Origin of the sequence: Pseudomonas marvdashtae, assembly GCF_014268655.2 — a bacterium.
GTDB classification, from domain to species: Bacteria; Pseudomonadota; Gammaproteobacteria; order Pseudomonadales; family Pseudomonadaceae; genus Aquipseudomonas; species Aquipseudomonas marvdashtae.
The window spans coordinates 46,556-61,206 of record NZ_JABWQX020000008.1; the positions used below are offsets into that span (position 1 = coordinate 46,556).

Here is a 14,651-nt window from a genome sequence, read left to right on the forward strand (position 1 = left end):
CGCGGTTTGGCTGCTCCTCATTGATCGTTCCCCACGCTCTGCGTGCCCCTGGAACGCGGAGCGTCCCTTGAGGCATTCCCACGCAAAGCGTGGGAACGATCTACAGCGGTCAGACTTGCAGGTAATCCAGGATCCCTTCCGCCGCATTACGGCCTTCGAAGATCGCCGTCACCACCAGGTCGGAACCCCGGACCATGTCGCCACCGGCGAAGATCTTCGGGTTGCTGGTCTGGTGCTTGTACTGGCCTTGTTCCGGGGCGACGACGCGGCCCTGGCTGTCGGTCTGGATGCTGAATTGCTCGAACCACGGCGCCGGGCTTGGACGGAAGCCGAAAGCGATGACCACGGCGTCGGCCGGGATGATCTCTTCGGAACCAGGGATCGGCTCCGGGCTGCGACGGCCACGGGCATCCGGTTCGCCGAGACGGGTCTCGACCACCTTCACGCCTTCAACCTTGTCTTCACCGACAATCGCAATCGGCTGGCGGTTGTAGAGGAATTTCACGCCTTCTTCCTTGGCGTTCTTCACCTCTTTACGCGAGCCGGGCATGTTCGCTTCGTCACGACGATAAGCACAGGTCACCGACTTGGCGCCCTGGCGAATCGACGTACGGTTGCAGTCCATCGCCGTATCGCCACCGCCGAGTACCACGACCTTCTTGCCTTTCATGTCGACAAAGTCTTCCGGCGACTTTTCAAAGCCCAGGTTGCGGTTGACGTTGGCGATCAGGAAGTCCAGCGCGTCGTACACGCCCGGCAGGTCCTCACCGGCAAAGCCGCCCTTCATGTAGGTGTAGGTGCCCATGCCCATGAATACCGCATCGTATTCTTCGAGCAGTTGCTCCATGGTCACGTCCTTGCCCACCTCCATGTTCAGGCGGAACTCGATGCCCATGCCGGTGAACACTTCGCGACGATTGCTCAGCACGCTCTTTTCCAGCTTGAATTCGGGGATGCCGAAGGTCAGCAGGCCGCCGATTTCCGGGTTCTTGTCGAACACCACAGGGGTCACGCCGCCGCGCACCAGCACGTCCGCACAGCCCAGGCCCGCCGGGCCCGCGCCGATGATCGCGACACGCTTGCCGGTCGGCTTGACCTTGGACATGTCCGGGCGCCAGCCCATGGCGAACGCGGTGTCGGTGATGTACTTCTCCACCGAACCGATGGTCACCGCGCCGAAACCGTCGTTGAGGGTGCAGGCACCTTCACACAGGCGATCCTGCGGGCACACCCGGCCGCAGACTTCCGGCAGGGTGTTGGTCTGGTGGGACAGCTCGGCGGCCTGGAGGATGTTGCCCTCGGCCACTAGTTTCAGCCAGTTGGGAATGAAGTTGTGCACCGGGCACTTCCATTCGCAGTACGGGTTACCGCAACCCAGGCAACGGTGGGCCTGGTCGGCCGACTGCTGGGGTTTGAAAGGCTCGTAGATTTCCACGAACTCTTTCTTGCGTTGACGCAACAGTTTCTTCTTCGGATCCTTGCGCCCGACATCGATGAACTGGAAGTCATTATTCAGACGTTCAGCCATTGTTAAAACCTCATCAAACTCTTCAGGCGCATATCACTGCGGGTTGGCACGGGTGCTGGAAAGCAACGACTTCAGGTTGGCAGCCTTGGGCTTGACCAGCCAGAAACGACGCAAGTAGTCATCGAGGTTCTCGGCGAGTTCACGACCCCACTCGCTGTCGGTCTCCTCGACATACTCGTTCAGCACGCGCTGCAGGTGGCTGCGATACGCTTCCATCGCTTCGCCGCTGATCCGCTGGATTTCCACCAGTTCGTGGTTGACCCGGTCAACGAAGGTGTTGTCCTGGTCGAGCACATAGGCGAAACCGCCGGTCATGCCGGAGCCGAAGTTGTAACCGGTCTTGCCCAGGACGCAGACAAAACCACCGGTCATGTACTCGCAGCAGTGATCGCCGGTGCCTTCCACCACGGTGTGGGCGCCGGAGTTACGCACGGCGAAACGCTCGCCCGCGGTGCCAGCGGCAAACAACTTGCCGCCCGTGGCGCCATACAGGCAGGTGTTGCCGATGATCGCACTGTCCTGGGTCCGGTAGACACTGCCCTTGGGCGGAACGATAACCAACTTGCCGCCGGTCATGCCCTTGCCCACGTAGTCGTTCGCGTCACCTTCCAGGTACATGTTCAGGCCGCCGGCGTTCCAGACGCCGAAGCTTTGCCCGGCCGTGCCCTTGAAGCGGAAGGTGATCGGCGCCTGGGCCATGCCCTGGTTGCCATGCTTGCGAGCGATTTCACCGGAGATACGCGCACCGATGGAGCGATCGCAATTGCAGATGTTCAGTTCGAACTCGGCACCGCTCATGTCGTTGATCGCCGCAGCGGCCATGTCGACCATCTTCTCGGCCAGCTCGCCCTTGTCGAACGGCGGGTTGCGATCAACCTGGCAGAACTGTGGCTTGTCCGCGGGAATGAGGTCGCTGCCCAGCAACGGAGTCAGGTCCAGGTGTTGCTGCTTGGCGGTCTGGCCTTCGATCACTTCGAGCAGATCGGTACGGCCGATCAGCTCTTCCAGCGAGCGCACGCCCAGCTTCGCGAGCCATTCACGGGTCTCTTCGGCCACGTAGGTGAAGAAATTCACCACCATGTCGACAGTGCCGATGTAGTGATCCTTGCGCAGCTTCTCGTTCTGGGTCGCCACGCCGGTGGCGCAGTTGTTCAGGTGGCAGATGCGCAGGTATTTGCAGCCCAGGGCAATCATCGGCGCAGTGCCGAAGCCAAAGCTTTCGGCGCCGAGAATCGCGGCCTTGATCACGTCGAGGCCGGTTTTCAGGCCACCGTCGGTCTGCACCCGAACTTTGCCGCGCAGGTCGTTGCCGCGCAGAGTCTGGTGAGTTTCCGCCAGGCCCAGTTCCCACGGCGCGCCGGCGTACTTGATCGAGGTCAGCGGCGATGCGCCGGTGCCGCCGTCGTAGCCGGAAATGGTGATCAGGTCGGCATAGGCTTTCGCCACGCCCGCGGCAATGGTGCCCACGCCAGCTTCCGCCACCAGCTTCACCGAGACCAGGGCCTTGGGATTCACCTGCTTGAGGTCGAAGATCAGTTGCGACAAATCTTCGATCGAGTAGATGTCGTGGTGCGGCGGCGGTGAAATCAGGGTCACGCCGGGGACCGCATAACGCAGCTTGGCGATCAGGCCGTTGACCTTGCCGCCAGGCAATTGGCCGCCCTCACCGGGCTTGGCGCCCTGGGCCACCTTGATCTGCAACACTTCGGCGTTGACCAGGTATTCCGGCGTCACACCGAAGCGGCCGGTCGCCACTTGCTTGATCTTCGAACTCTTGATGGTGCCGTAGCGCGCCGGGTCTTCGCCGCCTTCGCCGGAGTTGGAACGCGCGCCGAGGCGGTTCATGGCTTCCGCCAGGGCTTCGTGGGCTTCGGGGGACAACGCACCCAGGGAAATACCAGCCGAATCGAAACGCTTGAGTACCGATTCCAGCGGCTCTACTTCACTGATGTCCAGCGGCGTGTCGAGGGTCTTGACCTTGAGCAGGTCGCGAATCATCGACACCGGACGGTTGTCCACCAGCGCGGTGTATTCCTTGAACTTGCTGTAGTCGCCCTGCTGCACGGCGGCCTGCAAGGTATTGACCACGTCCGGGTTGTAGGCGTGGTATTCGCCACCGTGGACGAATTTCAGCAAGCCACCCTGCTGGATCGGCTTGCGCGGACTCCAGGCTTCGGCGGCCAGGGCTTTCTGTTCGGCTTCGATGTCGACGAAGCGCGCGCCCTTGATGCGGCTTGGCACGCCACGGAAGCTCAGCTCGCAGACTTCTTCGGACAGGCCGATGGCCTCGAACAATTGCGCGCCACGGTACGAGGCGATGGTCGAAATCCCCATCTTCGAAAGGATCTTGAGCAGGCCCTTGGTGATCCCCTTGCGGTAGTTCTTGAACACCTCGTAGAGGTCGCCCAGCACTTCACCGGTACGGATCAGGTCGCCCAGCACTTCATAGGCCAGGAACGGATAGACCGCCGAGGCGCCGAAGCCGATCAGCACCGCGAAGTGATGCGGATCGCGAGCCGTGGCGGTTTCCACCAGGATGTTCGAATCGCAGCGCAGGCCCTTTTCGGTCAGGCGATGGTGCACCGCGCCGGTGGCCAGCGAGGCGTGGATCGGCAGCTTGCCCGGCGCGATGTGGCGGTCGCTCAGCACGATCTGAGTGCGACCGGCGCGCGCGGCTTCTTCAGCCTGATCGGCCACGTTGCGGATCGCCGCTTCCAGACCGACGCTTTCGTCGTAGTTCAGGTCGATGACCTGGCGCTCGAAGCCCGGGCGATCGAGGTTGGTCAGCGAGCGCCACTTGGCCGGCGAAATGACCGGCGAGCTGAGGATCACGCGCGAGGCATGCTCCGGCGACTCCTGGAAAATGTTGCGTTCTGCGCCGAGGCAGATTTCCAGCGACATCACGATCGCTTCGCGCAGCGGGTCGATCGGCGGGTTGGTGACCTGCGCGAACTGCTGGCGGAAATAGTCGTACGGCGTGCGCACGCGCTGCGATAGCACGGCCATCGGTGTGTCGTCGCCCATGGAGCCGACCGCTTCGTAGCCTTGCTCGCCCAACGGACGCAACACTTGGTCACGCTCTTCGAACGTCACCTGGTACATCTTCATGTACTGCTTGAGCTGATCGACGTCGTAGAAAGCCGAACCGTGATCGTTGTCTTCCATGGTCGCCTGGATGCGCAGGGCATTCTTGCGCAGCCATTGCTTGTACGGATGACGGGACTTGAGACGGTTGTCGATGGCGTCGGTGTCGAGGATCTGGCCGGTTTCGGTGTCCACGGCAAAGATCTGGCCCGGGCCTACGCGGCCCTTGGCGATGACGTCCTGGGGCTGGTAGTTCCAGACGCCGATTTCCGAGGCCAGGGTGATGAAGCCGTTGGTGGTGGTGACCCAACGTGCCGGACGCAGGCCGTTACGGTCGAGCAGGCACACCGCGTAGCGACCGTCGGTCATGACGATACCGGCCGGGCCGTCCCACGGCTCCATGTGCATGGAGTTGTATTCGTAGAAGGCGCGCAGGTCCGGGTCCATGGTCTCGACGTTTTGCCACGCTGGCGGCACCAGCATGCGCACGCCACGGAACAGGTCGATGCCACCGGTCACCATCAGCTCGAGCATGTTGTCCATGCTCGATGAGTCCGAACCCACGCGGTTGACCAGCGGGCCAAGCTCTTCCAGGTCCGGCATCAAGTCGTTGGCGAACTTGGTGCGACGAGCCACGGCCCAGTTGCGGTTGCCGGTGATGGTGTTGATCTCGCCGTTGTGAGCGAGGAAGCGGAATGGCTGGGCCAGCGGCCATTTCGGCAGGGTGTTGGTGGAGAAGCGCTGGTGGAACACGCAGATCGCGGTCTTCAGGCGCTCGTCGCTCAGGTCCGGATAAAAGGCGGTGAGGTCCGCCGGCATCATCAGGCCTTTATAAATGATGGTCTTGTGGGAAAAGCTGCAGATGTAGTGATCGGTGTCGGCAGCGTTGGCCACGGACGAGCGACGACGCGAGCTGAACAGCTTGATCGACATCTCTTGGTCGCTCAGACCTTCGCCGGCAATAAATACTTGCTCGATCAGGGGCAGGCGCTCAAGGGCCAGGCGGCCGAGGACGCTGGTGTCGATCGGCACTTTGCGCCAGCCGACCAATTGCAGGCCGGCGGCCAGGATCTCGCGATTCATGTTTTCGCGAGCGGCTTGGGCCTTTACCGGGTCCTGATTGAAAAACACCATGCCCACGGCGTATTGCTTGGGCAGGGTCACGCCAAACGTTTCCTGGGCTACGGCACGCAGGAACTCGTCGGGTTTTTGAATCAGCAAGCCACAACCGTCACCGGTCTTGCCGTCGGCGTTGATCCCACCACGGTGGGTCATGCAGGTCAGGGCCTCAATGGCCGTTTGCAAAAGGGTATGACTGGGCTCGCCCTGCATATGGGCTATCAGGCCAAAACCGCAGTTATCCTTGAATTCATCTGGTTGGTACAGACCTGCTTTCATAGACACTTTCTCACCAGGCTGCCTCTTATCGAGGCAAATTTCTTTTCAATTCAGCCAGTTGCGTGCCGCGCCGAACGTACGCCAGCTTTGCGGGGGCAAAAGGGAGGTCATTGTACACACCGTCACAGAGGCTCACAAATTTGACGACGAACTGTCGCAAATCCATGTCGCATTTGTGAAAGGTTTAAAGCTATATGCTGTGCTAGTCAAAACTTTTTTGGGTTCGACCGCTACGACTCAAACGCTACTGTGACGCAGACACCACAAGGCGCGCGGCCTGAAAGGTCGCTCGCCGTTGCGGAAATTTTGAGGTTGCCGGGAGAGGCGGCCTGGGTAAGGCCGCCGAATCATCAGCGAGTTGCTGCCAGTTCCTGTTGGACGCTGGCGACAGTGCGAGGCCAAGGTTTACCAGCCTGAACCTTCGCTGGCAAGGCCTTGATGGCGGAAACGGCTGCGTCACGGTTGGCAAAGCTGCCGTAGGTGATGACGTAAAGCGGCTTGCCGTTGAGCACTTTCTTGAAATAACGGTACTCGCCGCCCTGCTCCTTGACGAAACTCTGCGCAGCAGTTTCGGAGCTGGTGCCGAGGATCTGCACCACGTAGTTGCCCGGCGCCTGGCCGGCATACCAGCTACCGCCCGCGGCCTTGGCCGGGGTGGCGGCAGGCTTGGCCGCTGGGGCCGGCTTGGTGGCAGGCGCTGGAACCGGAGCAGGCTTGGCGGTCGCCAACTGGGTCGGCGCCGGAGTCGGCTTGGCGGGAGCTGGGGTCGGCGCCGGACCGGCAGGCACACCGGCAGGTGGCGCGGTGGTGGTCACGGTAGGTGGTACGTCGCTGGTGTCTTCGATCGGCGGCGGTGCGCCGTCGTCGCCTTCGGTAATTCCGCCAGCCGCTTCAGCCAGGGGACCGCGCATGACCGGCTGTGACTGCCCGACCAGCGGCAGCGGCATTGGCTGCGTGTTGCCGGCAAATTCCACCGCCGGGGCGCCGGCACCTGCGTTGGGTTGCGGCGTGCCCTGACCGAGAGGCAGCTGTGCCTGTTCGTTGGCAGGTGCGCCGGTGGTGGGTGCCTTGTTGCGACCTGGCATCAGCCAGGCGGCAGCGACCGCGACCACGACCACGGCGGAAATCGCCAATACGTGTTTCTTCGGCATGTTGAACCCCATACTTGGACGCTTCACCGCTGAGCGGCTGGCGATCATGATTTCGATCAGAGCATCTCGAGCCACCTGGTTGATGTTGCCAGGCCAGCCGTCGGAGCTTTCGTGAATCTCAGAGATCTGATCCGCGGTGAAAAGTTCGATACCCCGGCCCGCACCCTCAAGACGCTGCGCCAGGTATTCGCGTGTTTCTTCCTCGGTGTAGGGCGCCAGTTCGATGACGTGGAAACGCTCTTCCTCAAGTTCCAGTTGGTCTAGAACTGCGATCAACGACGACTCGCCAAACAGGAACACGTGAGGGCGTCCTTCCGGTGCACCGGCGGCGAGGGCCAGCAAGGCTTCCAAGGCAGATTCGTCGAGTTGTTCGGCATCATCCACCAGGAGATAGACTTCCTGACCGGTCAGCGCCAATTGCACGATCTGGTCGAGAATTGCGCCAATCTCCGCCTGGGCGACATTCAGCGCCTGGGCCACTTGACGCAACACACCCGCCGCATCGCCCGCGCCACGGGCCGACACCACCACGCTTTGCACCGACTGTTTGTTGGTACTGGCCACCAGCGCTTGGCGCAGCAACGTCTTGCCGCTGCCCTGGGGGCCGGTGACGACCAACAGCAACTGGCTGTAGCGCGCCAAGTGGTGCAACTGGCCCAGCACCGGCTTGCGTTGGGCCGGGAAGAACTTGAAGCCTGGGACCCGAGGAGCAAATGGGTCATGACTTAACTGGAAGTGGCCGAGGAAAGCCTCGTCGGCATGCAAACTAGTCATCGAAATCTTCTTAACCTTTAAGCTGAGCCAGGGCGCGGTAGTCCGCTCCCAGCGTGGCCTGTAGAACCTCTTTCGGATAATCGTCGGTCACCACCGCTTCGCCCATGTGGCGCAGCAGCACCAGACGCAGACGACCGTCGATCACTTTTTTGTCGATTGCCATGTGTTCAAGGAAATCCGCCTCGGTCATTTCTTCGGGCGGAACGACCGGCAGCCCGGCGCGCTGGAACAGGCGAATTCCACGATCACGCTCCTGCTCGCTGATCCAGCCCAGGCGCGCAGACATCTCCAGGGCCATGACCGTCCCCGCGGCAACGGCCTCGCCATGCAGCCAGACGCCATAACCCATATGGGTTTCGATGGCGTGGCCGAAGGTGTGGCCCAGGTTGAGCGTGGCACGCACGCCCGACTCGCGCTCATCGGCGCCAACCACGGCAGCCTTGGCTGCGCAGGAACGCTCGATGGCGTAGGTGAGCGCCGTTTGATCCAGCGCACGCAGGCGATCTACGTTGTCTTCGAGCCAACCCAGGAATGGCTCGTCGCAGATCAGCCCGTACTTGATGACTTCCGCCAACCCGGCAGACAGCTCGCGCGCCGGCAAGGACTTGAGCGTGGCGGTGTCGATCAGCACCACGTTGGGCTGATAGAACGCACCCACCATGTTCTTGCCCAGCGGATGGTTGATCCCGGTCTTGCCTCCGACCGACGAGTCGACCTGGGAAAGCAGCGTGGTTGGAATCTGGATGAAATCCACACCGCGCTGATAACACGCCGCGGCAAAACCCGCCATGTCACCGATCACGCCGCCACCCAGGGCGACCACGGTGGTGCGGCGATCATGCCGCGCGGTCAGCAGCCCGTCGAAAATCAATTGCAGGGTTTCCCACGTCTTGAAGGCCTCACCGTCAGGCAACACGACGGAAATGACCGAATAAGCCGACAGGCTGCGAGTCAGGCGTTCCAGATACAAAGGGGCGACGGTTTCATTGGTGATGATTGCCACTTGCCGCCCAGCGATGTGCGGCGCCAGCAGTTCTGGCTGGTCCAGCAAGCCTTCGCCAATGTGAATCGGGTAGCTGCGCTCGCCCAGATCGACCTTAAGTGTCTGCATGTGTCCCCACAGTGAAGATGAAATCAGGCGTCCTGCCTGCAATTAACGAAAGTCCGTGGTGCCTGCCATGACGCCAGTTAATGGCCATCCGCCACGCCCCAGTCGGGCTTGGACGGGATGCCGAGGATAGCGCATTTCGCGCGGCGCATTAACGGGGGGGCAATTGTTGCAGGCGCTCCAGAATTTCCAGCACCACCATCCGCGGCGGACGCTCATCGGTTTCGATGACCAGATCGGCTATTTCCCGATACAGCGGGTCACGCACCTCCAGCAGGTCCCGCAGGGTCCTGGCCGGGTCGGCGGTACGCAACAGCGGGCGGTTGCGATCACGGGCGGTGCGGCCGACCTGCTGTTCGACGGATGCATGCAGATAGACCACCCGTCCGCCGGCATGCAGCGCCCGACGATTGGCTTCGCGCATCACCGCGCCGCCGCCGGTGGCCAGCACCACACCCTCGAAACCACACAGCTCGGCGATCATCGCCTGCTCGCGGTCGCGAAAGCCCGGCTCGCCTTCCTTATCGAAGATCCACGGGATATTGGCACCCGTGCGCAATTCAATTTCCTTGTCGGAATCTTTGAATGGCAGGCGCAGCTCTTTGGCCAGCAGACGACCGATGGTGCTTTTTCCAGCCCCCATCGGTCCAACAAGAATCAAATTTCGCACAGAATCAACGACTCACAGCAATCGCCTGGTTGTTCATGATACGCGGAGTGAGAAACACCAGCAGCTCGGATTTTTTCTCCGAAACCACATCACGCCGGAAAAGGCGGCCAAGATACGGCACATCGCCAAGAAATGGCACCTTATCTACGACCTTGCTCTGAGTATTTGAGAAAACCCCGCCAATCACAATGGTCTCGCCATCATTGACCAGGACCTTGGCGTTGACTTCGTTTTTCTTGATCGGCGGCACATCCTGCACCATGTTCAAGTAGTCCGGCTCATCCTTGGTGACCTTGACCTCCATGATGATGCGGTTGTCCGGAGTGATTTGCGGGGTCACCTCCAGCGACAGCGCGGCTTCCTTGAACGACACCGAGGTGGCGCCGCTGGAGCTGGCTTCCTGGTAGGGAATTTCGGTGCCCTTGAGGATTTTCGCGGTCTCCTTGTCGGAGGTCACCACTTTGGGCTGGGAGACGATTTCCCCATTGCCGGTCTTTTCCATGGCCGTCAGCTCCAGATCCAGCAGCACGTTGTCGGTGATGAACGCGATACCGATTCCCGACGTATTGCCTGACGCGCCCAGGTCGACGAACGGCTGGTTGGTGCTGGTGCTGCCCGGCGTGCCAATGGTGGTGGAGTCCCCGGTGGAGACGCCGGACGAATTCCAGTTGCCCTTGTTCTGGATCGAGCCGCCCCAACGCACGCCCAGGCTTTTGTCGTAATCGACGTTGGCCTCGACGATTCGCGCCTCGATCATCACCTGGCGCACCGGGATATCCAGTTGCGCCACGATCCGGCGCAGCTCGTCGAGTCGGTCCTGGGTCTGGTAGGCAATAATGTTGTTGGTCCGCTCATCGACCGTGATCGTGCCCCGCTCGTCCGCCTTCGCCTCGGCACTGGTGACCGACTGGAACAGCTTGGCAATGTCGGCCGCCTTCGCATAGTTGACCTGCAACAGCTCGCGCCGCAGCGGCGCCAGGTCGGCAATCTGCTTCTGGGATTCCAGCTCCTGGCGCTCGCGTGCCGCAATCTCATCCGCCGGCGCCACCAGCAGCACATTTCCAACCATGCGCTTGTCCAGCCCCTTGGTCTTGAGCACAAGGTCCAACGCTTGGTCCCAAGGTACGTTCTGCAAGCGCAGTGTGATCCCGCCCTGCACCGTGTCGCTGGCCACCAGGTTCAGATTGGTGAAGTCGGCGATCAACTGCAGCACCGAGCGCACTTCAATGTCCTGGAAGTTGAGGGACAACTTTTCGCCGTTATAGGCGGCACGATCGGTGTTGCGTTTTTGCAGGTCCTCGACGCTCATTGGCCGGACACTGACGGTCAGCTTGTTGTCGGTCTGGTAGGTCGAATAGTCGAACGTGCCGCTGGGCTCGATGCTGATGGTGGCGCGATCGGCGCCAGCGCTGGCATTGACGAATTGCACCGGGGTGGCGAAGTCCTTGACGTCCAGGCGCACCCGTAACGGTTCGGGCAATTGCGTCCTGGCAAAATTGAGGATGATCTTGCCTTCGCGCTCCTGGATGTCGGGAGCGATGGAAGGGTCCGACAGGTCGATCACTACATTGCCTTCACCCTGGGTGCCACGCTGGAAATCCACCCCCCTGATGGCTTTGCCCAGCGAGGCGCTGGGCCTGGCGGGCGCAGGGCTGGCGATTGCCGGGCGCGGGGGCTGCGTGGAGGTCCTGGCAGCCGCGCCCTTGCCGACCACCACGAACAGGTTGTTACCCTCGATTCGCGTGTCATAAGGCGCCAATTGCGTAAGGCCGATGATCAACCGGGTTCGCTCACCCGCCTCTACCACCGTGGCGCTGCGCGCGTTGCCTGCGCCAAGGTCACGGCTCTTGCTGGTTAATTGACTGGTCACGCCGGGCAGGTCCAGCGCGATACGGGCCGGTTGTTCGGTGGTATAGCCTCGCGGCGTCGGTGGTGGCCCGTCGAAGGCAAGCTTCAGCTCGATACGGTCACCCGGCAACGTCGCGACATCGAGCGTCTTCAGGCTGGCCCCATGAACCGTCGGCGACAGCAGCGCTATCCATAGCGAAATACCGAGGGCTGGAAAAATCCTGTTCATTGTTCGAATTCCACTATGAATGCTCTTTCAAAGGAATGGTCCGAGGCCGCTCCAGCCAGGCACCTTCGCCGTCAGGAACGATTTCGACCACATCGACCTGGGTGGCGCTGATGGCGACGATCCGTCCGTCGTTGCGCCCCAGATAGTCTCCGACCTTCAACCGATGCACCCCACCCGCGCCGCGCAAGAGCGCAAAGGAGCCACTGGCATTGGAGATCGTCCCGACCATTTCAAACTGTTCGATGTTGAAGCCTTCCAGGTATTGCTTGGCTCGATTGGGGTCGGGCCGCACGTTGCGCGAGCCCTGTTGCCGGCCGGCCTGGTCCACGCGCACCTGCTGGGAGAATGGGCTACGCAGATTGGCGGCGCTGTAGGTAAAGGTTTCGTTAGGCCTGAAGGTCGGCGTGGGTTCTATCTTGCCGGGCGGGCGCAGGCGTACCTCGTTCATATAGGCGTCCAGGTCGCTGAAGCCGTCGCCGTTGTTGCAACCAGCCAACGCGAGTAACCCGGCCAGCAGGCTGATGCGACAGGTCGCCCTCATGGCTGGGCCTCCTGCTCGTTGTACCGGTAGGTCTTGGCCTGGATGCTCATGCGCAGCTTCGCCCCTGCTTCGGGCTCCATCGGTGCGATTTCGAAATCGTGCAGGGTGACGATCCGGGGCAACCCGGCCACACCGCTGACGAAAGTCGCCAGGTCATGGTAGCCGCCCGTCACGGTGATCTGGATCGGCAACTCGATGTAGAACGGCTGGGTGACTTCCGGCAACAGCTTGATTTCCTCGAACTCCAGGCCGCTGCCCAGGCCCGTGCGGGTGATGTCCTCCAGCAGGCCCGGCACCTCGGTGTCACTGGGCAATTGCCGCAACAGCACGCCGAAGGAGGTCTCCATCTGCTTCATCTGTTCGGTGTAGCGCTCCAGGTTCGCCGCCATGTGGGCCTTGCCCGCAAATTGCGCCTTAAGCGTACTTTCTTCCTCGCGCACCTGCTGCAGCTGGGTTTGCAGGTCGCTCAAAGCAAAGTTATAGCCCAGTCCCAGCACCAGGATGACCAACAGGATGCCGGCCAGCCACTTGACCGCCATGGGCCACGAACCGACGTTGTTGGTATCCAGGTCACTGATATCGATCTTGCGCAGCGCGTCCAGCCACTCCCCCGGCTTCATTGGGCGTCCTCCGCATCGGCCGGGCGGGTCTGGCGAACCGTCAGCTGAAAAACGTTCGCCTGGTCAAGCTGGCCTGCCGTGGTGGCCTTGACTTCCGTCAGGCTGGGCGCGTCGAACAGGTCCGATGAGTCCAGGTTGCGCATCAGGTCCGAGACGCGGTTGTTGGACTGCGCCGCGCCCTTGATGGAGAGCGTGCCCTCCTCCATCTTTACCTCGGTGAAATACACGCCGTCCGGCAAGGTCCGCGCCAGCTGGTCGAAAATGCGTGCGCTGACCGGTCGGTTACCCTGCAAGTCCTGGATGATGCGCATGCGCTCCAGCAGTTGTTGCCGACGAGCCTTGAGCTCGCTGATCTGCTGGATGCGTTCGTCGAGTATCGCAATCTGCTCGGTGATGTGGCCATTACGTGCCGTTTGATAGTCGATGGCGCTGTTCAGGTACTGCACCGCAATCAGCGTCAGCCCTACCGCGCCGACCAGCGCCCCCACCAGCGCCAGTAAAAAGCGTTTGCGACGCTCTTCGCGCAGCTCTTCGCGCCAGGGTAGAAGGTTGATCCGCGCCATCAGTCGAAACTCCTGAGGGCCAGCCCGCAGGCGATCATCAGCGCCGGCGCGTCACTGGCCAGGGCGCCCGCATTGACCTTGCTGCTCAAGGCCATGTTGGTGAACGGGTTGGCCACCTGGGTCGGTGTGCCCAAGCGCTGTTCGATCAGCCGATCCAGGCCCGCAACCGACGCCGTGCCACCGGCCAGCAGAATGTGATCCACCGCGCTGTACTGGCCCGAAGCGAAGAAGAACTGCAAGGAGCGCGACACCTGCTGGACCAGCGCTTCGCGAAACGGTTGCAACACCTCGCTGAGATAGTCGTCCGGCAAGCCGCCCTGTTTTTTCGCCAGGCCGGCCTGCTCGGGGGTCAGGCCATAGCGGCGCTGGATTTCCTCGGTCAGTTGGCGGCCACCAAACAGTTGTTCCCGGGTATAAATGATGCGGCCATTGTGTAGCACGCTGAGCGTGGTCATCGTGGCACCGATGTCGATCACCGCCACGGTCAGGCGCTCCTGGGACGCGGCCAACTGCGTTGCGAGCAGGCCGAAGGCGCGCTCCAGCGCGTAGGCTTCCACGTCAACCACGCGAGCGGTCAGCCCGGCGAGCGCCAATGCGGCCTCGCGAACCTCGACGTTTTCCTTGCGACACGCCGCCAGCAGCACTTCGACCCGTTCGGCGCTGCGGGGCGATACACCCACCACTTCGAAATCGATCGCCACCTCATCCAGGGGATAAGGAATGTACTGGTCGGCTTCGATCTTGAGCTGGTTTTCCATGTCGTCGTCGGATAGCCCGGCGTCCATCTCGATGGTCTTGGTGATGACCGCCGACCCCGCAACGGCCACCGCCACGTTGCGCAAGGGCGTCTTGGCCTTGGCCAGCACCCGCGACAATGCCTGTCCCACACCTTCGAGCTCGGCAATGTTCTTTTCAACCACCGCGTTGGCAGGCAACGGTTCGACCGCATACGACTCGACGCGGTAACGGTCCCCCTGGCGACTCAATTCGAGCAGCTTCACCGACGTCGAGCTGATGTCGATCCCCAGAAGCGCATGGGCTTTTTTATTGAAGAGTCGTAGCACTACCAATTCCCTATGACTATCCGTGAGTTACGGACTCTCTAATATGCGTTGCGTTCAATCCCCCCGGTCCGAT

Annotated in this window: 10 protein-coding genes; all 10 read right to left on the reverse strand. The window is 61.7% G+C overall.

Translation table 11 applies throughout. The features are described from left to right. Positions 1-109: 109 nt before the first annotated feature. Positions 110-1,528: an FAD-dependent oxidoreductase gene (locus HU742_RS25950; protein WP_186639659.1), complete on the reverse strand. Its 1,419-nt coding sequence runs from the start codon at positions 1,526-1,528 to the stop codon at positions 110-112. 33 nt (positions 1,529-1,561) lie between these two features. Further along, positions 1,562-6,010 (reverse strand): glutamate synthase large subunit, encoded by a 4,449-nt coding sequence (gltB, locus tag HU742_RS25955; protein ID WP_186644378.1) that lies wholly within the window; start codon positions 6,008-6,010, stop codon positions 1,562-1,564. Positions 6,011-6,360: 350 nt separating this feature from the next. Next, positions 6,361-7,935, reverse strand: coding sequence for an AAA family ATPase (locus HU742_RS25960; RefSeq protein ID WP_186644376.1), 1,575 nt, complete (start codon positions 7,933-7,935; stop codon positions 6,361-6,363). 10 nt (positions 7,936-7,945) lie between these two features. Beyond that, on the reverse strand, positions 7,946-9,046 hold the full coding sequence (gene aroB / locus HU742_RS25965; RefSeq protein ID WP_186611755.1) for a 3-dehydroquinate synthase: 1,101 nt from the start codon (positions 9,044-9,046) through the stop codon (positions 7,946-7,948). A gap of 148 nt (positions 9,047-9,194) precedes the next feature. After that, positions 9,195-9,713: a shikimate kinase AroK gene (aroK, locus tag HU742_RS25970; protein WP_186611754.1), complete on the reverse strand. Its 519-nt coding sequence runs from the start codon at positions 9,711-9,713 to the stop codon at positions 9,195-9,197. A 4-nt stretch (positions 9,714-9,717) separates the two neighbouring features. Then, positions 9,718-11,790, reverse strand: coding sequence for a type IV pilus secretin PilQ (locus tag HU742_RS25975; RefSeq protein WP_186639654.1), 2,073 nt, complete (start codon positions 11,788-11,790; stop codon positions 9,718-9,720). A gap of 13 nt (positions 11,791-11,803) precedes the next feature. Then, the gene (locus tag HU742_RS25980; protein ID WP_186639652.1) at positions 11,804-12,331 is read right to left on the reverse strand and encodes a pilus assembly protein PilP; all 528 of its coding nucleotides are present in this window, start codon (positions 12,329-12,331) and stop codon (positions 11,804-11,806) included. Then, entirely contained in the window at positions 12,328-12,951 is a 624-nt protein-coding gene (pilO, locus tag HU742_RS25985; protein WP_186644374.1) for a type 4a pilus biogenesis protein PilO, read from the reverse strand. Before pilO ends, HU742_RS25980 begins: the two co-directional genes overlap by 4 nt. Further along, entirely contained in the window at positions 12,948-13,514 is a 567-nt protein-coding gene (locus tag HU742_RS25990) for a PilN domain-containing protein (RefSeq protein WP_186644372.1), read from the reverse strand. The genes pilO and HU742_RS25990 overlap by 4 nt, the downstream gene beginning before the upstream one ends. After that, complete coding sequence (locus tag HU742_RS25995; RefSeq protein WP_186639648.1) at positions 13,514-14,578, reverse strand: type IV pilus assembly protein PilM; 1,065 nt, start codon at positions 14,576-14,578, stop codon at positions 13,514-13,516. The genes HU742_RS25990 and HU742_RS25995 overlap by 1 nt, the downstream gene beginning before the upstream one ends. Positions 14,579-14,651: the final 73 nt, after the last annotated feature.